The 22,976-nt window shown below is 59.2% G+C and carries 18 protein-coding genes; 11 read left to right on the top strand and 7 right to left on the bottom strand.

What is annotated here, in order from left to right; genetic code table 11:
* Positions 1 to 143: 143 nt before the first annotated feature.
* Positions 144 to 1,145, bottom strand: a complete 1,002-nt coding sequence (locus KGB03_RS12690; protein WP_111448236.1) for a phosphate ABC transporter substrate-binding protein PstS — start codon at positions 1,143 to 1,145, stop codon at positions 144 to 146.
* Between the two features lie 187 nt (positions 1,146 to 1,332).
* Between KGB03_RS12690 and KGB03_RS12695 the strand changes: the two genes are divergently transcribed.
* Together KGB03_RS12695 and KGB03_RS12700 are read left to right on the top strand one after the other, a co-directional pair.
* Entirely contained in the window at positions 1,333 to 2,391 is a 1,059-nt protein-coding gene (locus KGB03_RS12695) for a helix-turn-helix domain-containing protein (RefSeq protein WP_223527204.1), read from the top strand.
* The gene (locus KGB03_RS12700; RefSeq protein WP_223527205.1) at positions 2,388 to 2,879 is read left to right on the top strand and encodes a type II toxin-antitoxin system VapC family toxin; all 492 of its coding nucleotides are present in this window, start codon (positions 2,388 to 2,390) and stop codon (positions 2,877 to 2,879) included. The genes KGB03_RS12695 and KGB03_RS12700 overlap by 4 nt, the downstream gene beginning before the upstream one ends.
* 18 nt (positions 2,880 to 2,897) lie before the next feature.
* On the opposite strand, the gene KGB03_RS12705 is transcribed toward KGB03_RS12700, so the two are convergent.
* Positions 2,898 to 4,196 (bottom strand): MFS transporter, encoded by a 1,299-nt coding sequence (locus tag KGB03_RS12705; protein ID WP_223527206.1) that lies wholly within the window; start codon positions 4,194 to 4,196, stop codon positions 2,898 to 2,900.
* Positions 4,197 to 4,558: 362 nt separating this feature from the next.
* Between KGB03_RS12705 and KGB03_RS12710 the strand changes: the two genes are divergently transcribed.
* Positions 4,559 to 4,963 carry an acyl-CoA thioesterase gene (locus KGB03_RS12710; RefSeq protein ID WP_111448233.1) on the top strand — a complete coding sequence of 135 codons (405 nt, stop codon included), beginning with the start codon at positions 4,559 to 4,561 and terminating at the stop codon, positions 4,961 to 4,963.
* Positions 4,964 to 5,020: 57 nt separating this feature from the next.
* Positions 5,021 to 5,920 carry a D-hexose-6-phosphate mutarotase gene (locus tag KGB03_RS12715; protein WP_223527207.1) on the top strand — a complete coding sequence of 300 codons (900 nt, stop codon included), beginning with the start codon at positions 5,021 to 5,023 and terminating at the stop codon, positions 5,918 to 5,920.
* A 125-nt stretch (positions 5,921 to 6,045) separates the two neighbouring features.
* Here the strand turns inward: KGB03_RS12715 and KGB03_RS12720 are convergent, their stop codons facing one another.
* The 5 genes from KGB03_RS12720 to KGB03_RS12740 all read right to left on the bottom strand — a co-directional run bounded on the left by KGB03_RS12720 (position 6,046) and on the right by KGB03_RS12740 (position 9,862).
* A complete protein-coding gene (locus tag KGB03_RS12720) occupies positions 6,046 to 6,582 on the bottom strand; it encodes a DUF3299 domain-containing protein (protein WP_192408840.1) in 537 nt (178 codons plus the stop codon).
* An 89-nt stretch (positions 6,583 to 6,671) separates the two neighbouring features.
* Positions 6,672 to 6,917 carry a GlsB/YeaQ/YmgE family stress response membrane protein gene (locus KGB03_RS12725; RefSeq protein WP_008030708.1) on the bottom strand — a complete coding sequence of 82 codons (246 nt, stop codon included), beginning with the start codon at positions 6,915 to 6,917 and terminating at the stop codon, positions 6,672 to 6,674.
* A 110-nt stretch (positions 6,918 to 7,027) separates the two neighbouring features.
* Complete coding sequence (locus KGB03_RS12730; protein WP_008150034.1) at positions 7,028 to 8,110, bottom strand: 5-(carboxyamino)imidazole ribonucleotide synthase; 1,083 nt, start codon at positions 8,108 to 8,110, stop codon at positions 7,028 to 7,030.
* A gap of 11 nt (positions 8,111 to 8,121) precedes the next feature.
* Positions 8,122 to 8,613 carry a 5-(carboxyamino)imidazole ribonucleotide mutase gene (purE, locus tag KGB03_RS12735; protein WP_008150032.1) on the bottom strand — a complete coding sequence of 164 codons (492 nt, stop codon included), beginning with the start codon at positions 8,611 to 8,613 and terminating at the stop codon, positions 8,122 to 8,124.
* A 331-nt stretch (positions 8,614 to 8,944) separates the two neighbouring features.
* Positions 8,945 to 9,862 (bottom strand): LysR substrate-binding domain-containing protein, encoded by a 918-nt coding sequence (locus KGB03_RS12740; RefSeq protein WP_008150030.1) that lies wholly within the window; start codon positions 9,860 to 9,862, stop codon positions 8,945 to 8,947.
* A 180-nt stretch (positions 9,863 to 10,042) separates the two neighbouring features.
* Between KGB03_RS12740 and aspA the strand changes: the two genes are divergently transcribed.
* From aspA to KGB03_RS12775, 7 genes are all read left to right on the top strand, one after another.
* On the top strand, positions 10,043 to 11,467 hold the full coding sequence (gene aspA / locus KGB03_RS12745) for an aspartate ammonia-lyase (RefSeq protein WP_111448231.1): 1,425 nt from the start codon (positions 10,043 to 10,045) through the stop codon (positions 11,465 to 11,467).
* 524 nt (positions 11,468 to 11,991) lie between these two features.
* Positions 11,992 to 13,443, top strand: a complete 1,452-nt coding sequence (locus tag KGB03_RS12750; RefSeq protein WP_223527208.1) for an alanine/glycine:cation symporter family protein — start codon at positions 11,992 to 11,994, stop codon at positions 13,441 to 13,443.
* A gap of 131 nt (positions 13,444 to 13,574) precedes the next feature.
* Positions 13,575 to 14,579, top strand: a complete 1,005-nt coding sequence (locus KGB03_RS12755) for an asparaginase (protein WP_111448229.1) — start codon at positions 13,575 to 13,577, stop codon at positions 14,577 to 14,579.
* A gap of 175 nt (positions 14,580 to 14,754) precedes the next feature.
* The gene (locus KGB03_RS12760) at positions 14,755 to 15,747 is read left to right on the top strand and encodes an AraC family transcriptional regulator (protein ID WP_223527209.1); all 993 of its coding nucleotides are present in this window, start codon (positions 14,755 to 14,757) and stop codon (positions 15,745 to 15,747) included.
* Between the two features lie 262 nt (positions 15,748 to 16,009).
* Complete coding sequence (locus KGB03_RS12765; RefSeq protein ID WP_111448227.1) at positions 16,010 to 17,041, top strand: histone deacetylase family protein; 1,032 nt, start codon at positions 16,010 to 16,012, stop codon at positions 17,039 to 17,041.
* A gap of 12 nt (positions 17,042 to 17,053) precedes the next feature.
* Entirely contained in the window at positions 17,054 to 18,154 is a 1,101-nt protein-coding gene (locus KGB03_RS12770) for a polyamine ABC transporter substrate-binding protein (protein WP_111448226.1), read from the top strand.
* Positions 18,155 to 18,314: 160 nt separating this feature from the next.
* On the top strand, positions 18,315 to 22,940 hold the full coding sequence (locus KGB03_RS12775; RefSeq protein WP_223527210.1) for a dermonecrotic toxin domain-containing protein: 4,626 nt from the start codon (positions 18,315 to 18,317) through the stop codon (positions 22,938 to 22,940).
* The last annotated feature ends 36 nt before the right edge of the window (positions 22,941 to 22,976 follow it).

Here is a 22,976-nt window from a genome sequence, read left to right on the forward strand (position 1 = left end):
TGGACTGAAAAATTGGGGGTATGTGGGAGCGGGCTTGCTCGCGAAGGGGCCGTCACTTTCAACATCAATGTCGATTGATCCACCGCTTTCGCGAGCAAGCCCGCTCCCACATTGAACCCGGGGATTACCCCGGGCTCAGGGTTTTACTTTTTTGCGACTTCAGCGCCGCCTTCCTGCAGACCCAGGTCAGCCAGTGCTTTTGCAGCAACCTTGGCCGGCAGTGGGATGTAGCCGTCTTTCACCACAACTTCCTGGCCCTGTTTGGACAGAACCAGTTTCACGAACTCGGCCTCCAGCGGGGCGAGAGGCTTGTTCGGGGCTTTGTTGACGTAAACGTAGAGGAAACGCGACAGCGGGTACTTGCCGTTCAGGGCGTTTTCTTCGGTGTCTTCGATGAATTCAGTGCTGCCTTTCTTGGCCAGGGCCACGGTCTTCACGCTAGCGGTCTTGTAGCCGATGCCCGAGTAACCAACGCCATTCAGCGAGGAGCTGATCGACTGCACGACCGAAGCCGAGCCTGGTTGTTCGTTGACGTTTGGCTTGTAATCGCCTTTGCACAGGGCTTCTTCTTTGAAGTAGCCATAAGTGCCGGATACCGAGTTACGACCGAACAGTTGAACCGGCTTGTTGGCCAGGTCGCCGGTCACACCCAGGTCGCCCCAGGTTTTCACGTCGGCTTTGGCGCCGCACAGACGAGTCGAGGAGAAGATCGCGTCGACCTGTTCCATGGTCAGGTGCTGGATCGGGTTGTCTTTGTGAACGAAGACAGCCAAGGCATCCACAGCGACCGGGATAGCCGTTGGCTTGTAGCCGTATTTGGTTTCGAAGGCCTGCAGCTCGTTGTCCTTCATCTTGCGGCTCATCGGGCCCAGGTTAGCGGTGCCTTCAGTCAGCGCAGGTGGCGCGGTAGAAGAACCGGCAGCCTGAATCTGGATGTTTACGTTCGGGTATTCTTTTTTGTAGTTCTCAGCCCACAGGGTCATGAGGTTGGCCAGGGTATCGGAGCCGACGCTGGACAGGTTGCCCGACACACCAGTGGTTTTGGTGTAGCTCGGGATAGCAGGGTCAACAGCGGCAACCGCGTTGGCAGTCGCAACGCCAGCAGCGACAAAAGTCATTGCCGCCATCAAACGCTTCAGTTTCATGCCTTACTCCTAGCAGATAGGTGTGTTAAGTCGGGGCCAAGTATCAGCAGGCCGTGTGAACACTCTATGGCTGAAATATGACAATTGGATGAAAGGCCAGCATTCGAAATACAGAAACACCGAGGCAATGAATCAAGGTTGACAAATCACATTCAAAAGATAGTCTTGTCAACCACGAGAGGAACCGATGATCAACGACCGAATTCGCCGCGCTCGCCTTCTGCGAGGCATGTCCCTGGAAGCCTTGGCTCTCCAGCTTGGCGACATCACCAAGCAAGGCCTGAGCAAATACGAGAAAGGGTTAAGTACCCCGAACTCCTCTCGCGTGCTGCAACTGGCCAAGGTGCTGCAGGTCAGTCCCGAGTACTTCTTTCGTGCCGAAGCCGTGCCTCTTGCGCCGCTGGAGTTTCGTAAACTTGCCAAGATGCCCAGGTATCGCCAGGTTCAAGTCGAAGAACAGATTCGTGAACACCTTGAGCGCTACATTGCTCTGGAAGAATGCTTTGACCCGGCAGACATCCAGACTCCGGCCACCCCCGCGCAAATGCTGCCGGTCTCCTCTATTGAGGAAGCTGAGCACGCTGCCGAGGCACTACGCGAATATTGGGGAATTGGCAGCGATCCAATTTCTAACCTCACCGAGCAACTGGAAGAGCACAGCATCAAGGTCGCGATGCTCATGGGGCCGGCTGACTTCGACGGGGCCTGCGCCGCTACCGGTGACGGTCGCCACGTCTTGATTGCACTCAATGCCGAGCGCCCAGGCGAACGAATACGCTTTACCGCAGCACATGAACTCGGTCACTGGGTCATGCAATTACCCGACGACATGCCCGAGCGTGACAAGGAAAACTGCTGCCATCGCTTCGCTGGCGCGTTCCTCTACCCGGCTAAAGGTGTCACCAGTGACTTCGGTAGCCACCCTCGCTCACGCGTCCATCCCCGCGAATTGCTCATCGCCAAGCGCCAATATGGGATCTCGATGCATGCCGCTCTGCGACGCCTCAAAGATTTGAAGCTGCTTAGCGATGGGGGCTACAAATCCATCACCATTCAATTCAGCGTGAACGGCTGGCGCAAGGCCGAGCCTGAACCCTTGCCATGCAAACCACCACAACGTTTTGAATCGTTGGTGTTCTGGGGCTTAGCGGAAGGGTTGATCACCAAATCCCGTGCAGCCGAACTTCTACGCAAACCAGTGAGCGCTCTTGACCCCAATTTTCTGGGCTCACTGGAGAGTGCATGAGTCTGATCTACATCAGCGATACGAATATCTGGATCGACTTCAGAAATGCCGGACTGCTGGAGCAGATGTTCAAACTGCCATTCACTCTTTGCTGCACAGATTTCGTATTGCATGAGCTCGAAGATTTCCCCCATGACGAATTACTCGGTCGGGGATTGATTGTTGAATCCTTCGACGAGCCAGGGGTTACCAGGCTGTTCACTCTCAAAATAGAGCACAACAACAGCTCATTGGCCGATGTGTCGTGCTACCTGCTCGCACAAGAGACAGGTCGGCCGTTGCTCACTGGAGATGGCAAGCTGAGGCGTCAAGCGCAGAGGGATGGGTTACAAGTGCATGGCGCACTCTGGTTGCTCGATTTGATGGTGGAACATCAGGTCATTAAACCCAAGAATGCTGCGGATGCTCTGGGCCATATGCTTGAGCATGGAGCACGTTTACCGGCGGGCGAATGTGGAGTAAGGCTTTCGCACTGGCGAAAGCCTTAACAACTGGCGGTTTTAGCGTTATCGACCTTTCTTCCAGAGGTAGGCACCCACCAGAACCCCGACACCACAAATGATCGCTACGTAATAGGCAGGCCCCATCGGGCTTTCCTTGAGCAGCAAGGTGACCACCATCGGGGTCAGGCCGCCGAAGATGGCGTAGGCCAGGTTGTAGGAGAACGACAGCCCGCTGAAGCGCACCACCGCCGGGAAGGCTTTGACCATCACATACGGCACCGCACCGATGGTGCCGACCAGCAAGCCGGTCAAGGCGTACATCGGGAACAGCCAGTCCGGGTGGTTGAACAGGCTGTGGTAGAAGGTCCATGAACTGATCAGCAACGCAGCACTGCCGAACACGAAGACACGACCCGCGCCAAAGCGATCAGCCAGTGCACCGGAGGCGACGCAACCCAGGCTCAGAAACACAATCGCCAGGCTGTTGGCCTGCAACGCGGTGGTTGGCGAGAAGTGGTACACGGTCTGCAGCACGGTCGGGGTCATCAGGATGACCACGATGATGCCGGCGGACAGCAGCCAGGTCAGCAGCATGGAAATCAGGATCGCCCCGCGATGGTCGCGCAACACGGCGCGCAGCGGCACTTCTTCTGCCAGGGCCTTGCGCAGTTGCAGCTCGGCGAATACCGGCGTCTCGTGCAACCAGCGGCGCAGGTAAACCGAGAACAGGCCGAATACGCCACCCAACAGGAACGGAATCCGCCAGGCGTAATCCGAAACTTCGACCGGGGTGTAAAGGCTGTTGATTGCGGTGGCGACCAGCGAGCCCAGCAGGATACCGGCCGTCAGGCCGCAGGTCAGGGTGCCGCAGGCGTAGCCGATGTGCCGCTGCGGCACGTGTTCGGAAACGAATACCCACGCGCCCGGTACTTCACCGCCAATCGCAGCGCCTTGAATTACCCTCATCAGCAGCAACAGGATCGGCGCCCACATGCCGATCTGCGCGTAAGTCGGCAGTAGGCCCATGATCAGGGTCGGCACCGCCATCATGAAAATGCTCAGGGTGAACATCTTCTTGCGTCCCAGCAGGTCGCCGAAGTGCGCCATGACGATGCCGCCCAGTGGCCGCGCCAGGTAGCCGGCGGCAAAGATCCCGAAGGTCTGCATCAAGCGCAGCCACTCGGGCATGTCGGCCGGGAAGAACAGCTTGCCGACCACCGTAGCGAAGAACACGAAGATGATGAAATCGTAAAACTCCAGCGCACCGCCCAGGGCAGACAGCGACAAAGTCTTGTAATCGCTGCGGGTCAGCGGACGTGCGGATTGAGTGGACGGCGCGATGCTCGAGGGCGCTGTGGTCATGGCAAGGCTTCTCTTATAGTCGGATCTGCAACCTCAACAACGCTGGCGGAGGCTTGGGCAGGTCCGGCACGATAGCAAATTGTTCGAAAAAGCACATAGAGGTGCGTATTTGACGGTCGAAAAGAGAACCGGACGGTCGTCTCGGAGTCTACCGATCGATATACTCGCAATCTTGCGACAGCTTGCAAGGGTTGCTGTGCGAAGACGCTGCTGGCTCTACCAGTCGATTTCGCAGAGTTTCCCTTTAGGCGCCTTACGAAAAACGTGACGAACGTAGTATGTTCGGGGCTGAATCGTTTTTCCTTGAGACGGCTATTCACCTGAAGTACTTATGAGAGTCACGGGTCAGAGGCACCCCCGGCATGATAGAGCTCGAACAAGAAGATCCAATCCCGCAAGGCGACCTGGCCCTGCAAATTACCGCGCTTCCCCGCGAAACCAACGGCTTTGGCGATATTTTCGGCGGTTGGCTGGTGTCGCAGATGGATTTGGCCGGCACCGCAATGGCCAGCAAAGTCGCGGCTGGCCGCGTGGCTACGGTGGCGATCGACCGCATGGCGTTTCTGGTTCCGGTCGCGGTGGGTGCCCAGCTCTCCTTTTATACCCAGGCACTGGAAATCGGCCGCAGCTCGATTCAGATGATGGTCGAAGTCTGGAGTGACGATCCGCTGTCCAGCGAATGGCGCAAAGTGACTGAAGCCGTGTTTGTGTTCGTCGCCATCGACGGCAGCGGTCGCACCCGTTCGGTTCCGCCAAGAGCCCGTTAAACACTGCGACCTTTCTGCGGTCCATTGCAGTCATTGTTCCTGATCGAGAGTTGCCCCATGAGCACGCCCAACGTTGAAGCCGTGAAACTGGATGAACTGAACTGCTGGCGCATCCGCCACGGGCAGGCCGAATTGCTGGTTGCCCAGCAAGGCGCGCACATCCTCAGTTATCAAGTGGCCGGGGAACCGCCGCTGATCTGGCTCAACGACGAGGCAGTGTTCAAGGCTGGCAAGAGCATCCGCGCCGGGGTTCCGGTGTGCTGGCCGTGGTTCGGCAATCTGGCGCGTAATCCGCAGAGCGTTCAAGCCATGCGCGCCAGCAACGAAGCGCCGACCGCCCACGGGCTGGTAAGGGCGATGGATTGGGAACTGGGCGGCATTGAAACCGAGGGCGAAAGCCTCAAGGTGGAGTTTGTTCTGCCTTACCCTGAAGGCGGCTTGCCAGGCTGGCCGCATCAGGTGGATTTGAAGCTGAGCATTCGTCTGGATGAGCAACTCCACATCAGTCTGACCAGCCATAACCAGGGCACAGACAAAGTCACCATCAGCCAGGCGCTGCATAGCTATTTCGCGGTCAGCGATGTACGCGAAGTGCATGTCGAAGGGCTGGATGGCTTGAGTTACATCGAAACCCTGGACGACTGGAAAACCGTCACTCAGACCGGCGATCTGCGTTTTGCCGGCGAGACCGATCGTATCTATCTCAATACCCCGGCGAAGCTGAGCATTGTCGATCCGGCCTGGGAACGGCGCATCGAGCTGACCAGCAGCGGTTCACGCTCGGCGGTGATCTGGAATCCGTGGATTGAACGCGCCGCGGCGTTCAGCGACATGGCCGACGATGGCTGGCAGCGCATGCTGTGCATTGAAACGGCGAACGTGATGGATGATGTGGTGACGCTGGCGCCGGGGGCCAGCCATACGCTCGGCGTCAGTGTCGGCGCAAAACCGCTCTAAGCCATACCGCAATACGAAATGTGGGAGCCAGCCTGCTGGCGATGGCGTCATGTCGGTCAAATTGAAATTATCTGACGGACCGCTATCGCCAGCAGGCTGGCTCCCACAGTTGTTTCGGGTGGCTGCTAGAGATCAGACTCCTTTACCACCCGCACTTTCGCCGCATCCAGCGCATACGCCGCGTCAGCCAGGTCATTGTTGACCTTCTCGATCTTCAGCGTGCCAGTCACCCACAGCGGTGTATAGATGTCATTCAGCTTCAAACCTTTCGGATAACGCACCAACACCAGTTGGTTTGGGGGCGGTGGTGGCACGTGGATGCAGGCGCCCGGATACGGCACGAGGAAGAACAGCGTGCTGCGGCCCTGGGCGTCGGATTCCAGCGGCACCGGATAACCACCGATGCGGATGTTCTTGTCGTTCATCGACGGCACGGTTTTGGTCGAATACATCACCGCCGGCAAGCCTTTGCTCTGCTTCATGCCACCCTTTTTGGTAAAGGTGCCATTGGCTTCGGGGGAGTTGTGGTCGATTTCGGGCATGGCCTCGAGGGCTTTCTGGTCCGACTTGGGCATCAGTTCGAGCCAGTCGGTTTCCGGCAGCTCGCCGGCATGGGCAAGGCCCGAGCCCAATAAAAGGATAGTCAGTAAAAGACGGCGCATGAAGGTGCTCGGCAAAGGAGAGGACGGTACAACGCCGAGCATTCTAGCCCTCTCTGCGTGCGGCGCAGAGGGGGCTTTGTCGCTTTGGATCAGTTCTTTTTGATCAAGCCGTAGATCACCAGCAACACCACCGCGCCAACCAGCGCACCGATGAAGCCTGCCCCTTGACCAGCCTGGTAGATGCCCAGAGCCTGGCCGCCATAAGTGGCCGCCAGCGAACCGCCGATACCGAGCAGGATGGTCATGATCCAGCCCATGCTGTCATCGCCCGGTTTCAGGAACCGAGCCAGCAGGCCGACGATCAAGCCGATAAAGATGGTTCCGATAATTCCCATGGCATTTCCCTCTGATTGAATGGCTATGCGAAAGCCTAGTCAGACTTCTGCATCCTGCCATGAGAGAACGGCGGCCCCTGAATGGTTCCGCCGCTGCCACATGAAACTGTTTACTCGGCGATGAGCGCTTCGACCTTGAGGATCTGCGCGGCCAGTGTTTCGCGGTTTGCACAACGCAGGTTAGCGTGACCGACCTTGCGACCGACCTTGAACGCCTTGCCATAGTGATGCAGATGGCAATCGGCGATGGCCAGGACTTTCTCGGTCTCCGGCACTTTACCGATGAAGTTGAGCATCGCGCTTTCGCCGACCTTGGCCGTCGAACCCAGCGGCAGACCGGCAACGGCCCGCAGATGGTTTTCGAACTGGCTGCACTCAGCGCCTTCAGTGGTCCAGTGACCCGAGTTATGCACACGCGGGGCGATCTCGTTGGCCTTGAGACCACCGTCGACTTCAAAGAACTCGAACGCCATCACGCCGACGTAATTCAGCTGCTTGAGCACACGGCTGGAATAGTCTTCCGCCAAGGCTTGCAGCGGGTGGTCGGTGCTGGCCACGGACAACTTGAGGATGCCGCTGTCGTGGGTGTTGTGAACCAGCGGATAGAACCTGGTTTCGCCATCGCGAGCGCGCACGGCGATCAACGAGACTTCACCGGTAAACGGCACGAAACCTTCCAGCAAGCAGGCAACGCTGCCCAGTTCGGCGAACGTACCGACCACGTCTTCAGGCTTGCGCAAGACTTTCTGGCCCTTGCCGTCGTAACCCAGGGTGCGGGTTTTCAGCACGGCCGGCAGACCGATGGAAGCCACAGCAGCGTCCAGATCGGCTTGCGATTGAATGTCGGCGAACGCCGGGGTGGGAATCCCCAGGTCCTTGAACATGCTCTTCTCGAACCAGCGATCACGGGCGATGCGCAGGGCTTCGGCGCTCGGATATACCGGGACGAATTGCGACAGGAACGCGACGGTTTCGGCCGGGACGCTTTCGAACTCGAACGTCACCAGATCGACTTCATCGGCCAGCTGACGCAGGTGGTCCTGATCGCCGTAATCGGCCCGCAGGTGTTCGCCCAACGCGGCTGCGCAAGCATCCGGCGCGGGGTCCAGGAAAGCGAAGTTCATGCCCAGCGGAGTGCCCGCCAGCGCCAACATGCGACCCAACTGGCCGCCACCGATTACACCGATCTTCATCGTCAACAACCTCAGGCGATGCGTGGGTCTGGATTTTCCAGGACGCTGTCTGTCTGTTCAGCGCGAAATTTTTTCAGCACCGCGTGGAACTGCGGGTGCTTGGCGCCGAGAATGCTCGCCGAGAGCAGCGCGGCGTTGATCGCGCCGGCCTTGCCGATGGCCAGGGTGGCGACCGGAATGCCCGCGGGCATCTGCACGATGGACAGCAGCGAATCGACGCCCGAGAGCATCGACGACTGCACCGGCACGCCCAGCACCGGCAGGTGGGTCTTGGCCGCACACATGCCTGGCAAGTGGGCCGCGCCGCCGGCACCGGCGATGATCACCTCGATGCCCCGCGCCTCAGCCTCTTCGGCGTACTGGAAGAGCAGGTCCGGGGTGCGGTGGGCAGAGACCACTTTCACCTCGTAAGGAATGCCGAGCTTTTCCAGCATATCGGCGGTGTGGCTAAGGGTGGACCAATCGGACTTGGAGCCCATGATCACGCCAACCAGTGCACTCATCGTCGTGCCTCTTCTCTCTGGGCGCCCGCAGGCGCGTCAAAAAACAACAAGCCACGCAATATGCGTGGCTTGATTGTACGAATTATGGCCGGACGAACCGGCCGAAGGCCGCGCAGTATACCTCAATGAAGCAGATAAACAGCCCCCGATACGACCATCTGTCATACGGCGCAAAGTGCCGGTTTTATTGACTCGAAGGTCAACCAAATACACCACAAATCCCTTGTGGGAGCGGGCTTGCTCGCGAATGCGGTCTGACATTCGCTATCTTCGTTGACTGACACTCCGCATTCGCGAGCAAGCCCGCTCCCACAGTTAGTCTTCCGCGAGCTCAGGATCCGGTTGTTCCTTGGGCTGCGCCGCCTTCCAGTTTGCGCCACAACAACCGCACGTTCGCCTTGCGCACCAGCGCGCAGCGGTACAGACGAATCTCCAGCGGCACATGCCATTGCGGGCCGCCGCACACCACCAGCTCACCCCGAGCCAGTTCGGCGCGCACGCTGAGCCGCGGCACCCAGGCGATGCCCAATCCTTCCAGCGCCATGCTTTTAAGGCTGTCGGCCATGGCGGTCTCATAGATGGTGGTGAAGCGCAGCGCACGCTGGCGCAGCAGCATGTTCACCGAACGCCCGAGAAATGCACCGGCGCTGTAGGCGAGCAGCGGCACACTGCCTTCGCCTTCCAGATCGAACAGCGGCTTGCCCTCGGCGTCCGCCGCGCAGACCGGGAGCATTTCGGTATTGCCAAGGTGCAGCGACGGAAAAATTTCCGGGTCCATCTGCATCGCCGCATCCGGGTCGTAGAACGCCAGCATCAGATCGCAACCGCCTTCGCGCAGGGCATGCACGGCATCACCGACGTTGGTCGCCACCAGGCGCGTCGCGATGTTCAGGCCTTCATTACGCAACTGCGCGATCCAGCGCGGGAAGAAACCCAGCGCCAGGGAGTGAGCGGCGGCGACCTGCATCACCTCGCCCTGCCCGCCTTCCAGGTGATGAAGGTGACGCAACACTTCACCGAGCTGCTCGACCACCGTCCGCGCAGTGACCAGAAACAGCTGCCCTGCCGCCGTCAGTTCGATCGGCGTGCGCGAGCGATTGACCAGGGTCAGCCCCAGCGCGGCTTCAAGGCTGCGGATCCGTCGGCTGAATGCCGGCTGAGTCACGAAGCGCCGTTCGGCAGCCTGGGAGAAACTGCGGGTGGCGGCCAGGGCACTAAAGTCCTCAAGCCACTTACTTTCAAGGTTCATCACGGCCTCCCGGACACGCACCAATTTAGGTCACACGCTCGCCGCAGACACGGCGTCACATGGGCATTATGCCGAATGTGCATAGGCTAGTGTTTAACAGCATTGGCCCAAAATTCTCCACAAGCCTAGCATTTGCAGTGTTCCGGCACAGACCGGGTCCATATCGAGATGATTTCTATCATGTCCTCCGCTGCATCTTTCCGCACAGAAAAAGACCTGCTTGGCGTACTCGAAGTACCTGCTCAAGCGTATTACGGCATCCAGACCCTGCGAGCGGTGAACAACTTCCGTCTCTCCGGCGTTCCGATTTCGCATTATCCGAAGCTGGTTGTCGGCCTGGCGATGGTTAAACAAGCCGCCGCTGACGCCAACCGCGAGCTGGGTCACCTGAGCGAAGCCAAGCACGCTGCCATCAGCGAAGCCTGTGCACGTTTGATCCGCGGCGATTTCCACGAAGAGTTCGTCGTGGACATGATTCAAGGCGGCGCTGGCACTTCAACCAACATGAATGCCAACGAAGTCATCGCCAACATCGCGCTGGAGGCCATGGGTCACCAGAAGGGCGAATACCAATATCTGCACCCGAACAACGACGTGAACATGGCGCAGTCGACCAACGACGCCTACCCGACCGCGATCCGTCTGGGCCTGCTGCTGGGTCACGACGCGCTGCTGGCCAGCCTCGACAGCCTGATCCAGGCGTTCGCCGCCAAGGGCCAAGAGTTCGCTCACGTCCTGAAAATGGGCCGTACCCAACTGCAAGACGCTGTGCCGATGACCCTCGGCCAGGAATTCCGCGCATTCGCCACCACACTGGGCGAAGACCTGGCCCGTCTGAAGACGCTGGCCCCGGAATTGCTGACCGAAGTGAACCTGGGCGGCACCGCGATCGGTACCGGCATCAACGCCGACCCGCGTTACCAGCACCTGGCCGTTCAGCGCCTGGCCCTGATCAGCGGTCAACCGCTGGTCCCGGCTGCCGACCTGATCGAAGCCACCTCCGACATGGGTGCCTTCGTGCTGTTCTCCGGCATGCTCAAGCGCACTGCGGTGAAGCTGTCGAAGATCTGCAACGACCTGCGCCTGCTGTCCAGCGGCCCACGCACCGGCATCAACGAAATCAACCTGCCAGCGCGTCAGCCAGGCAGCTCGATCATGCCAGGCAAGGTCAACCCGGTTATCCCGGAAGCGGTTAACCAGGTAGCGTTCCAGATCATCGGCAACGACCTGGCGCTGACCATCGCAGCCGAAGGCGGCCAACTGCAACTGAACGTGATGGAACCGCTGATCGCGTTCAAGATCTTCGACTCGATCCGCCTGCTGCAACGCGCCATGGACATGCTGCGCGAGCACTGCATCGTCGGCATCACTGCCAACGAAGAGCGCTGCCGCGAACTGGTCGAGCACTCGATCGGTCTGGTCACCGCGCTGAACCCGTACATCGGCTATGAAAACGCCACCCGCATCGCCCGTATCGCCCTCGAAAGCGGCCGCGGCGTGCTGGAACTGGTGCGCGAAGAAGGCTTGCTCGACGACGAAATGCTCGCCGACATCCTGCGCCCGGAAAACATGATTGCTCCGCGTCTGGTTCCGCTTAAGGCTTGATCAAACGCTGCACACGCTCACCAGGTCGAGGGACTAGACACCTCTCACCTTTTGAGGGCTTGGGGATTTATTCCCCAAGCCCTTTTTTTTAACTATTTGGCAGCAAGACAGAATGTCTGGAAGCTGAAAAATGTGGGAGCGGGCTTGCTCGCGAAGGCAGTGTGTCAGTCACCAGAAATGGTGGATGCAAGACCGCATTCGCGAGCAAGCCCGCTCCCACATGAAACAGCTTTCACATAAGCCCGACGCCGGTAACGTCGGGTGTTTCAAAGCTTCGTTTCGTCGCTTGCACCACAATCGTGCAGACGGACGGCACGCTCATCGGTATAGTGCCGCCCCTCTTCGCGTGAGCGGTCGTCGGTAACGAGGCCCAAACCCATGCGAAACCCGAACTAATAACAAACCCGCAATATGAAATCGGGACGAACCTTCGCCTCACCTGTTTTGCCGCGTGCAATCCGGTGTAACGCGATATTTCTGACCGCACAGCATTTGCCTACACAAAAAACAGCGAGGAATAATCCATGCTCGAAGTCATTAACGACTTCCTCTCAGGGAAAGTACTGATCGTGCTCATTGTCGGGCTCGGTAGCTACTTCACGATCCGCTCGCGTTTCGTTCAATTGCGTCACTTCTTCCACATGTTCGCCGTGTTCCGCGACAGCCTCAAAAGCAGCGCCGGGCAACTCAGTTCGTTCCAGGCGTTGATGCTCAGCCTCGCCGGCCGCGTCGGTGCGGGTAACATCGCCGGTGTCGGTATCGCCGTGACCCTGGGTGGTCCAGGTGCGGTGTTCTGGATGTGGGTGACCGCGCTGGTCGGCATGTCCAGCAGCTTCTTCGAATGCTCCCTCGGCCAGCTCTACAAGCGCTGCGATTCCGACGGCACCTACCGTGGCGGCCCGTCCTATTACATCCAGCACGGCCTGCAGAAACGCTGGCTGGGCATGATCATGGCGTTCCTGCTGCTGATCACCTTCGGCTTCGCTTTCAACGGTCTGCAATCCCACGCCGTGACCCACTCGCTGAACAACGCGTTCGGCCTCGACACCACTTACACCGGTCTGGCCCTGGCGGTGTTGCTGGGTCTGGTGTTCATCGGTGGGATCAAGCGCATCGCCAAGGTCGCTGACCTGCTGGTGCCGGTGAAAACCCTGGTGTACATCGGCGTGACCATCTACGTGATCGTGCTGCAATTCGATCACGTGCCGGCGATGCTGATGACCATCGTCAAAAGCGCGTTCGGTCTGGATCAAGCCTTCGGCGGCCTGATCGGCAGCGCCATCGTCATGGGCGTGAAGCGTGGCGTGTTCGCCAACGAAGCAGGCCTGGGCAGTGCGCCAAACGTGGCTGCTGTCGCATCGGTCGAGCACCCGGTGGCACAGGGTGTGGTTCAGGCGTTCAGCGTGTTCCTCGACACCTTCGTGATCTGCACCTGCACCGCGTTGCTGATCCTGCTCTCGGGCTTCTACACCCCAGGCTTCGAAGGCGATGGCATTGCCCTGACCCAGAACTCCCTGGCCGCCGTGGTCGGTGACTGGGGCCGGAGTTTCATCTCCGTGGCCCTGTCGTTGTTCGTGTTCACCTCGATCCTCTACAACTACTACCTGGGCGAGAGCAACCTGCGTTTCCTGATCGGTGAAAACCGCAAAGCGCTGATCGGCTACCGCGCGCTGGTATTGGTGCTGATCTTCTGGGGCGCTATCGAAAACCTCGGCACGGTGTTCGCCTTCGCGGACATCACCATGACCCTGCTGGCATTCGTGAACCTGATCGCGCTGTTCCTGCTGTTCAAAGTCGGCATGCGCATCCTGCGTGACTACGATGACCAGCGCGCGGCCGGCATCAAGACGCCCGTGTTCGATTCGAGCAAATTCCCGGATCTGGACCTGGACTTGAAAGCGTGGCCAGCCAATCCGCCAGTGGCCGCCACCAAGGCTGAAGCCGAGCCGCAAGGCGTACCCGCAGCGCAACGCTGATCGGTAAACGACGGGTGCACAACCTGTGGGAGCCAGCCTGCTGGCGATGACGGACTGTCAGATGACACATTAGTGTCTAACATACCGCTATCGCGAGCAGGCTCGCTCCCACCTGCCAGGAGATTTCCCCCATGACTCCCAATTCCTATCCTGCCGCCCAGCACGTCATGGTGCTCTACACCGGTGGCACCATCGGTATGCAAGCCAGCGCCCACGGCCTGGCCCCGGCGTCCGGTTTCGAAGCCCGGATGCGCGAGTATCTGCACAGCCAGCCTGACCTTGTCGTACCGCAGTGGCGCTTTCGTGAGATGTCGCCGCTGATCGACAGCGCCAACATGACCCCTGATTACTGGCAGCAACTGCGTGAAGCGGTCGTCGACGCCGTCGATGTCCAGGGCTGCGACAGCGTGTTGATCCTGCATGGCACCGACACCCTCGCCTACAGCGCGGCGGCCATGAGTTTTCAATTGCTCGGCCTGCACGCCCGCGTGGTGTTCACCGGTTCCATGCTGCCGGCCGGCGTGACCGACAGCGATGCCTGGGAAAACCTCAGTGGCGCGCTGGTTGCTTTGGGTCAGGGCCTGGCGCCGGGCGTTCATCTGTACTTCCATGGCGAGCTGCTGGACCCGACCCGTTGCGCGAAGGTGCGCAGTTTCGGTCGTCATCCGTTCAAGCGACTTGAGCGTCAGGGTGGCGGTGAAAAGGCTTCTTCGATACCGGCATCGCTGACCTACAACCAGCCCAGGCAATTGGCGAAAGTCGCTGTGCTGCCGCTGTTCCCCGGCATCGGCGCCGAGATACTGGACGGCCTGCTCGACAGCGGCATTCAAGGCCTGGTGCTGGAATGCTACGGCAGCGGTACCGGGCCGAGCGACAATCCAGAGTTCCTCGCCAGCCTGGAACGGGCGCGGGACAAAGGGGTTGTCGTTGTAGCCGTCACCCAATGCCATGAAGGTGGCGTCGAGCTGGATGTTTACGAGGCAGGCAGTCGTTTGCGCGGTGTCGGCGTGCTTTCGGGTGGCGGCATGACTCGCGAAGCCGCGTTCGGCAAGTTGCATGGCTTGTTGGGTGCCGGGCTCGACACCGCTGAAGTGCGGCGCCTTGTTGAACTCGACCTGTGCGGCGAACTGAGCTGAATTGAGCTGACACAATACAAAACCCTGTGGGAGCGGGCTTGCTCGCGAAGACGGCAGCATATCCTGCATCAATGTGACTGACAGGACGCTTTCGCGAGCAAGCCCGCTCCCACAGGATCGTCGTTGGGCATGTAACTTGCTCGCCTCCAGCTACTTAACGGCTGGAACACACCCCATGCTGCACTCCCACCTCACCACCCTCAACGCTGTCTCTCTGGTGCTCAACACCTTCAAGGCCGAGGGCTTGTCCAGCGAAGCGCTGCTGGCCGGTAGCGGCATCAGCACGGCGGATCTGAGCCGGGCGGACACGCGTATCACCACCAATCAGGAGATGCAGGTCTGCGCCAACGCCGTCGCGCTCAAGCGTGACATCGGCCTGGAATTGGGTCGGCGAATGCATGTGTCGTCCTACGGCATGCTCGGGTACGCCTTACTCACCAGCGCCACTTTAGGTGACGCCTTGCGGCTGGCACTGCACTACCCGGCGCTATTGGGAACACTGTTCGAGTTGAGCCTGGAAGAAGATAACGAGCGCATCTGGCTCACCGCTGGCGACTATCGGGAAAACCCTGCGCTGGCGCCATTCAATGTCGAGTTTTGCCTGGTGTCGATGAAGGTCACTTGCGAAGACCTGCTCGGCCAACCGTTGCCGCTGCTGGGCGCCCGCTTCGAATACCCGGCGCCGGACTATCAGGCACGCTACACCGAACGTTTCGATTGCCCCTTGCAGTTCGACGCTGCGTCCAACGCCTTTGCCTTCGACAAAGCCTGGCTGGAGCACCCCCTGCCTCTGGCCGACGCCGTCACCCATCAGGCCATGGCCGAACGCTGCCGCAAACAAAACACCGAGTTCACGGGTCGTCAGGTTTGGCTGGGCCGCATCCGCCAACTCCTCGCAGCACAATTGAGCGCAGCGCCGGGCCTGGATGGGCTGGCTGAACAGTTGAACTGCTCGGCACGCACCTTGCGCCGACATCTCAAGGACTTGGGGTGCAGCTATCAAGAGCTGCTCGATGAACTGCGGTTCGAGCAGGCCAAACGCATGCTCTGCGAGGACCAACTACCGATCTATCAAATCGCCGAGGCATTGGGGTTCAGCGAAACCGCGAGTTTCCGCCATGCGTTCGTGCGCTGGAGCGGCGTGGCGCCGAGTCAGTTCAGGCCCTGACCACCCTTGTGGCGAGGGAGCTTGCTCCCGCTGGTCTGCGCAGCAGACCCAAACCAACCACCGCATTCCTCCCTTCAGAGAGCATTTGCCGGGTTGCGACTGCTGCGCAGCCGAGCGGGAGCAAGCTCCCTCGCCACAGAGGGGCGAATTCCGGTCAATTCTTTTGGCCATATCGATCCCCTTTTGGCCTTTCCTGCCGTTCTCTCAAACGCCGCGCGCCGCAAGACTGTGTTCAACCGAATCAGCCTGCGGAGAACAAGAAATGCTGACGATCTACTCGGACGATCACCACCTGCACCACGGCCGTTGCGAATTGATGGACGGGCAACTGATGCCCTGCTTCGAAATGCCTTCGCGAGCCGACCATGTTCTGCAGCGCGTGCAGTGCCGCGACCTCGGTCCGGTCGAAGCGCCGCAGGATTTCGGCCTCGACCCGATCGCGCGCGTCCACAGCCGCGACTACCTCGACTTCTTCAAAGGTGCCTGGGCGCGCTGGACCGAATTCGGTACCGACGGCGACTTGCTGCCCTACACCTGGCCGGCCCGCACCCTGCGCCGGATCATCCCCACCAGCCTGCACGGCCAACTCGGTTATTACAGCTTCGACGGCGGCGCGCCGATTACCGCCGGCACCTGGCAAGCGGCGTACAGCGCGGCGCAAGTCGCGTTGACCGCTCAAGCCGTCATTCAACGCGGCGCCCGCAGTGCCTTCGCCCTGTGTCGCCCACCAGGACATCACGCCGCCAGCGATTTGATGGGCGGTTATTGCTACCTCAACAATGCCGCCATCGCTGCACAGGCGTTCCTCGATCAGGGCCATAAAAAGGTCGCGATCCTCGACGTCGATTACCACCACGGCAATGGCACTCAATCGATTTTCTATGAGCGCAGCGACGTGCTGTTCACCTCGATCCATGGTCATCCCGAAGCCGAGTTCCCGTTCTTCCTCGGCTATGAAGATGAACGGGGTGAAGGGGCCGGCGAAGGCTTCAACTTCAACTACCCTTTGCCCGCCGGGAGCGGTTGGGACAGTTGGAGTGCCGCGCTGGAACAAGCCTGCAAAGAGATCGAAAAGTACGGCGCCGATATCGTCGTCGTTTCCCTGGGCGTCGATACGTTCAAGGACGATCCGATCTCCCAGTTCAAGCTCGACAGCCCGGATTACCTGGCCATGGGCGCACGCATCGCGGGCCTCGGCAAGCCAACGCTGTTCGTGATGGAAGGCGGCTACGCGGTAGAAGAAATCGGCATCAACGCCGTGAACGTTCTCGAAGGTTTTGAAAGCGCCCAATGAGGAATTAGAACAATGATCAGTCTCAAGCGTTTTATCGCTCCCGCTCTGTGCGCCACCGTGCTCAGTGGCGCCGTTCATGCTGAAGAGCGAACGTTGCGCGTCTACAACTGGTTCGACTACATCACCCCCAAAGCGCTGGAAGACTTCAAGGCCCAGAACACCCAGACCAAACTGGTCTACGACATCTTCGACACCAACGAAGCGCTAGAGGCCAAGCTGCTGACCGGCAACTCCGGTTATGACGTGGTGGTGCCGTCCAACGTGTTCCTTGCCAAGCAGATCGAGGCCGGCGTTTTCCAGCCACTGGATCGCAGCAAACTGCCGAACTGGAACCACCTCGATCCCAAGCTGATGAAGCTGATCGAAGCCAACGATCCGGGCAACAAATTTGCCGTGCCGTACATGTACGGGACCATCCTGATCGGCTTCAACCCGGACAAGATCAAGGCTGCGCTGGGTGACAACGCACCGGTGGACAGCTGGGACCTGATCTTCAAGGAAGAGAACATCAGCAAGCTCAAGCAGTGCGGCGTGGCCTTGCTCGACTCGCCGTCGGAGATCCTGCCACTGGCCCTGCAACACCTCGGCCTGGACCCCAACAGCAAGAAGCCGGCGGACTACGACAAGGCTGAAGCGTTGTTGATGAAGATCCGTCCGTACGTCACCTACTTCCATTCCTCGAAGTACATGGCCGACATCGCCAACGGTGACATCTGCGTCGCGGTCGGTTATTCCGGCAGCTTCTCCCAGGCCGCCAACCGCGCCAAGGAAGCCAAGAACGGCGTGATCGTCGACATGCGCCTGCCCAAAGAAGGCGCGCCGATCTGGTTCGACATGCTCTCCATCCCCAAAGGCGCGAAGAACCCGGAAGACGCCTACACCTTCATCAACTACTTGTTGCAGCCGCAGGTGATTGCGCCGGTCAGCGACTTCGTCGGCTACCCGAACCCGAACAAGGACGCCACCGAAATGGTCGACCCAGCGATCCGCAACAACCCGAACCTGTACCCGACCGAAACGGCGATGAGCACGCTGTACACCCTGCAACCGCTGCCCCGTGACGCCGAACGGGCGCGGACCCGGGCCTGGACCAAGATCAAGTCGGGGACCTGAACAACCCATCGTTTACGCACCATTGAAGACCTGCCCCGTGCGGGTCTTTTTTTTACCTGACGATATTTAAGTACCGCCCGACCGATCCCCCACCCCGCTACTTTCTGAACCTGACCGACGCGTTGGCGCACACGTCCCAGCCACTCAGAAAGGAATGCACATGTCTTCTACCGAAACGAATGCTGTCGAAGCCGATGCGGCATCCAGCAATCCAAGTGATCTGCTCACCCAACTGGTCACTGGCCCCTCTATCAGGGAGGTGGCCACTCGTATTCTTCGAGACGACCTGAAAAAGCTGTACCCACAATTGGACATTAACCCCGCAATGGCGATGGTCGTCACACCGACCTGGAAAATCATCGCCGGGACTGTCCACCCCGGATCATTGAGATTCGAGTCATTGACGGACACGCTGCTGCGGCACTCCGGCTCAGGCGAGTCGGTGACCTATCTCGACGGTGAACATTTCCTGAGCCTGAATCCCGGAGCGACTACGCCTATCCACCTTCCGGTCAAGATCGATGCGATAGGACGCCTGATCAATAAGCTGTCCCCCCTCCTGTTGGTGGCTTATCAGGAACAACAACTCGAGTACTGGGACCGACCCACCCATGGCACGACCCTGCGTTGGCAGGAGTTGTCGCAGTCATTGCGCCAGGTCTGGAATGTAAAAAAAGTTGAGGGTTGGGATGTGCACCAGCTGGCCATTGCGAGCAATGTCTTCAACTATCCCGATGCAAAGTTGCGTACCCCCCATGACACCTACAAGATTCGGGTCTGCCTGATCGACCTCGACCGGCTCGATGGCGCAGTGTCCAGCCACCTCAATCGTACGGATCTGACCGTCGTGATCGGCACCGTCGGGACACGCACGATCGTTCTGACCCACTCCATCGCAACGGGCTTTCTGGCGTATGAATCGTTGGAAAAGCTGGGCGAGGTCTTGCCGAAGTATGTTGAAAAGCTGCCCCCCGAGGCCACGCTTCAATGGCGCCTGTTCGAACCCTCCGGGAATTTTTTTGATCATCAGGCCATCGCACTGATTGCGCTCCAGGCTGATGCTATTGCCAGCCTGGAGATTGCAAAACGGACCAACAGGCCGGCGATCAACACCCTCACCCATCCCGCAGCAGAGGTGAGCGGCAGGACTCAAACCGAGCAGGATTCGCACTTCGAAAAGGTGCAGCGGCTGATCCCCGAATGGCTGAAAAACGCTTCGCCATTCGATCTGGGTTGCTACAGCCGACACCTGTTCGATCTGGCGCTGCTGCAACTGCGTAACAGCGGAAAATCCTTCGACGACGATATTGCTCCGATCAAGACATTCGCGCTGGATGCACTTCGGGCCCACATGCTCAAAAGCCACAGCGACGTTGCCACCATGAAGCTCGAGAACGTCGAGATCGTTATTGTCAGTCAAGTGGTGTGGGGGACATTCACGGCTCCCGGCATGAGCGAGACCAAACGCCTGGACCTTGCCGAACTGGCACTTGAGAACCTCATCGCCCTTCCGCTGGGCAACCAGTCGGTGCAGTACAAAGACGGCACAGCGGTGCCGACCTGGATGACGGCCGACTATGTCAAGACGGCCATCAGCGCTGTCGATATCGGTGCGACCTACCCCGCGTGGGTCAAGAGCAAGCTACTGGATGACCCGCTGGAATCGCTGCGGCGTCAACGCCTCTACGCCAGTAACCTGCGTATTCAGCTGGCGCTGCAAGCATTGCAAAGCAAAATCCTGGGCGAACATGGCATCGACGAAAAGGGCTATCGCTACGTCGTGGCGGCAATGAATGTGCTGAACGCCGACCGGTGGGTCGACGGACAAGAGATCGTCATCCGCCCGCTGGCGTTCATCCCCAGCCAGCGGAATGACAAAACCCCTGATGAAGTCACCAACATGTTTGTGATCGGGCCACGGGACATGGACAAGGGGCCCTGCATTCTCTATCGCCCACTGCTTGAGCAACCGCTGACGCAGTACCCCACGGCCGCCAACCTGCTGTATGCGATCAAACACTCCAAGGAGCTGCGGGCATCAACCCTGGCATGGTTGCCGGACAACGTTCGGTTCAACTATTCGCAGTATGTCTTCCCGGGGGAATTGCCTTCGGTCTGGACGTTGTCACAACTGCTGGTCGACTCAAGCATTGCCCGGCAGATGAGCGGGCCGGTGTCGTTCGGGCAGAAAGTGATCGAACACGACCGCCTGATGAAACTGTTCAAGGCCAACGCCAACGCGCTGATCATGAAGAGCGAGCGGGATTCGGTGTCCAATGCCGAAAGCCGCTGGGCCAGTTTCAAACAACACGCCTGGATGATATTCAGCGCCGTGTTGCCGTTTCTCGGTCGAACCGCCGGAACGGCTGCGTGGATCTGGCAGATTCTGGACGATCTGCAAGAAGGCATCGAGGCCCGGGAAAACCAGGATACGACGGCACAATGGTCCGCCCTGACCGACTTGTTCCTGACCCTGGGCATGGTGCTGGCTCACCACGCGACCGCCCGACGCCAACCCGAACGGGACCGTGTATCGCAGACCGAAAAGCCCGTTATTGCCGGCACGCAGAAAAGTCCTCCGGCCCAGACCCCGGCCAGCATACAACTGCCTGATATTGCTGACGATTATCTGCCGGCTGAACACCAGTCCTCGCTTCACCCAACAACCGTACTCAATAACAACAGCGCAGGGCTTGGGCCAACCCTGGACCGATACAAAATCCCCAAACCGCAAGGACTCGGAGCGGCCAGTACCGAAGGCTTGTACAAACACCTCTATGCACATCAGTCCAAATACTATGCCCCGGTTGGCGAACGATGGTTCGAAGTCTTCATGAACGACGATGAAATCGTTCAGATCATCGATACCCGCAAGCAACCTTCCATCACCGGCCCCTTGTTGATCAACAATTCCAAAGGCGAATGGGTGATCGATATCAGGCTGCGACTGCGGGGTGGCGGCAAGAAAAGCAGGCTCAAGGCATTGCAAAAGGCCAACGCAAGCAAGACCGCCGAGATCAAGACTCATCTGGCCGTTTTCGATGCGCAGATGGCGGCCAAACGAAAAAGTATTACCGACGCCTACAAAGCCATGAAAGAGGCTCCCGCAGAAACAGTCGATGCCGCTCGACAAACATTTCTCGAAAAACTTGAGGAACGCACCGTCGAATATGAAACGACGATCGAGAAAGTCAAATCGCTCAGTCTGGTCGAAGAAGTGCCCAACTATCGCGTCGCGATGATCGAAATGCTGGGAACTCAACTGTTTTTCAACCAAACCTGGATCGACGAGAAATACCCGGCATTCGTCGATGCCCTGAAGCTGACCACGGAACATCTCGATGCCGAAGAAAAAAGCGGCTCTCCTCCTCCCACCGGGACGTTTGAAACCATGTCAGACCTGACCGAAGGGATTATTCAGAAGGTCGAGTTCGCTCAGTTGCGCTTCCAGGAGTTGAGGCGACTGGGCAAAAACGCTGAGCAATTGCTCCTCGATTACCAAAAATCACTGCCTAAATTCAACCTCCCGGACCTCAAGTCCCTACAAGTCACCCTTGCCCGCGAGCTGTGCCTCAAATCTGGCGAAACGCCCGAACGGTCTGCAGCCAAAGCTTCCATCGAGCAGATTGTCGAAGATGCCGATCTGACGGTGAATAGTGCAATGGAGTTGATGGGTGATGAGCAGCTGCTGAACACGGGTGACCGGATCGAGGCCTTGAACAGTCTGGTCGACCAGTTCGCCGCCATCGAACAGCGCCTCAAGAGCTTCACAGCGACCTACCAGGAGCAGATCGTGCAAAAGCAATTTGTGCGACTGCAGGGCCGTATCGAGGAGTTCAATCAACAGACCGTAAGGCATCTGGCGGACTTGCTGCGCGAGCAGCGACTCCTGGAGCCTGTGCCCGGCCCGTCACGCACCTCATCGGCATCAAACAAGAGGGTCATCACGACGCGCTTCAAAGGCACCCTGATCGGACATACCCGGAAAAACGCGCCGGGAAAAATGGTCCTCGTGGACGTCACAGCCCCGGTGACCGGCAAGGTGATCGCCACTTTCCACGAAAAGACCCCTGGGGTCTGGGTCGAACGGCTGACGAAGAAACCGCAGGCTCCCAAAGGGCGCCTGCCTGACCCGGGGGCACGCATAACGGCAGGACAATCGCTGCTGGATTCTCTGCCCGCCTTTATGCAACGTGCCGAAGCTGACTCAAAACAGTCCTGGCAGCTCCCGGTGGAAATAGAGGAAGCGTTCCACCAGCAGGCCTCTCGCCTTGAAGAAGCCGCCAAGGCGATCAACGCAGCGCTCATCCAAAGCAATGCCACGCTGGATCATACGAACGAGGCACAACCGGTATTGACGCAACTGGCCACACAAACCACCCGACTCTATGCCGAAGGCCATCGCCTGCGGCTTGAAATGACCAAACGACAACCGCCTACCGCCGCCCGCGTCGAGTGGTTACACAGCAAAGGCGAAGTCGACATCGTGCACGTGGGAGACCGACGTCGACTCAAAGGGCAGCGCCGGGACTATCTGCAGGAATACGAAGTGCGGGAAGCCACCACCGCCCGCGTGCTTTGGTACGCCCACTTTCACTACGCCCAGCTCAAGGACGAGGTCCAGGCCTATACCGCCGCTCATTTGAAAACCCGCGAGCAACGGCTGCTTGGCAGTGTCGATATAGGGGCAAGCACCAGCAACCAGGAAGCGATCGAGATCTATCGCAGCAGGATCAGCCCTCAGCTGGCCCGATCGCTGTTCCTTCCCAAGGTGAGCACTTCCTGACGCACCCTCCACCGACCAGCTCTCCCGTTCATCTCG

This window comes from Pseudomonas sp. BF-B-26, assembly GCF_019956495.1.
Classification (GTDB): Bacteria; Pseudomonadota; Gammaproteobacteria; order Pseudomonadales; family Pseudomonadaceae; genus Aquipseudomonas.

What these genes read in the sequence shown, in the direction of transcription:
- KGB03_RS12690 (WP_111448236.1), bottom strand. Translation starts at nt 1,145, where the DNA reads ATGAAACTGAAGCGTTTGATGGCGGCAATGACTTTTGTCGCTGCTGGC.
- KGB03_RS12695 (WP_223527204.1), top strand. Translation starts at nt 1,333, where the DNA reads ATGATCAACGACCGAATTCGCCGCGCTCGCCTTCTGCGAGGCATGTCC.
- KGB03_RS12700 (WP_223527205.1), top strand. Translation starts at nt 2,388, where the DNA reads ATGAGTCTGATCTACATCAGCGATACGAATATCTGGATCGACTTCAGA.
- KGB03_RS12705 (WP_223527206.1), bottom strand. Translation starts at nt 4,196, where the DNA reads ATGACCACAGCGCCCTCGAGCATCGCGCCGTCCACTCAATCCGCACGT.
- KGB03_RS12710 (WP_111448233.1), top strand. Translation starts at nt 4,559, where the DNA reads ATGATAGAGCTCGAACAAGAAGATCCAATCCCGCAAGGCGACCTGGCC.
- KGB03_RS12715 (WP_223527207.1), top strand. Translation starts at nt 5,021, where the DNA reads ATGAGCACGCCCAACGTTGAAGCCGTGAAACTGGATGAACTGAACTGC.
- KGB03_RS12720 (WP_192408840.1), bottom strand. Translation starts at nt 6,582, where the DNA reads ATGCGCCGTCTTTTACTGACTATCCTTTTATTGGGCTCGGGCCTTGCC.
- KGB03_RS12725 (WP_008030708.1), bottom strand. Translation starts at nt 6,917, where the DNA reads ATGGGAATTATCGGAACCATCTTTATCGGCTTGATCGTCGGCCTGCTG.
- KGB03_RS12730 (WP_008150034.1), bottom strand. Translation starts at nt 8,110, where the DNA reads ATGAAGATCGGTGTAATCGGTGGCGGCCAGTTGGGTCGCATGTTGGCG.
- purE (WP_008150032.1), bottom strand. Translation starts at nt 8,613, where the DNA reads ATGAGTGCACTGGTTGGCGTGATCATGGGCTCCAAGTCCGATTGGTCC.
- KGB03_RS12740 (WP_008150030.1), bottom strand. Translation starts at nt 9,862, where the DNA reads ATGAACCTTGAAAGTAAGTGGCTTGAGGACTTTAGTGCCCTGGCCGCC.
- aspA (WP_111448231.1), top strand. Translation starts at nt 10,043, where the DNA reads ATGTCCTCCGCTGCATCTTTCCGCACAGAAAAAGACCTGCTTGGCGTA.
- KGB03_RS12750 (WP_223527208.1), top strand. Translation starts at nt 11,992, where the DNA reads ATGCTCGAAGTCATTAACGACTTCCTCTCAGGGAAAGTACTGATCGTG.
- KGB03_RS12755 (WP_111448229.1), top strand. Translation starts at nt 13,575, where the DNA reads ATGACTCCCAATTCCTATCCTGCCGCCCAGCACGTCATGGTGCTCTAC.
- KGB03_RS12760 (WP_223527209.1), top strand. Translation starts at nt 14,755, where the DNA reads ATGCTGCACTCCCACCTCACCACCCTCAACGCTGTCTCTCTGGTGCTC.
- KGB03_RS12765 (WP_111448227.1), top strand. Translation starts at nt 16,010, where the DNA reads ATGCTGACGATCTACTCGGACGATCACCACCTGCACCACGGCCGTTGC.
- KGB03_RS12770 (WP_111448226.1), top strand. Translation starts at nt 17,054, where the DNA reads ATGATCAGTCTCAAGCGTTTTATCGCTCCCGCTCTGTGCGCCACCGTG.
- KGB03_RS12775 (WP_223527210.1), top strand. Translation starts at nt 18,315, where the DNA reads ATGTCTTCTACCGAAACGAATGCTGTCGAAGCCGATGCGGCATCCAGC.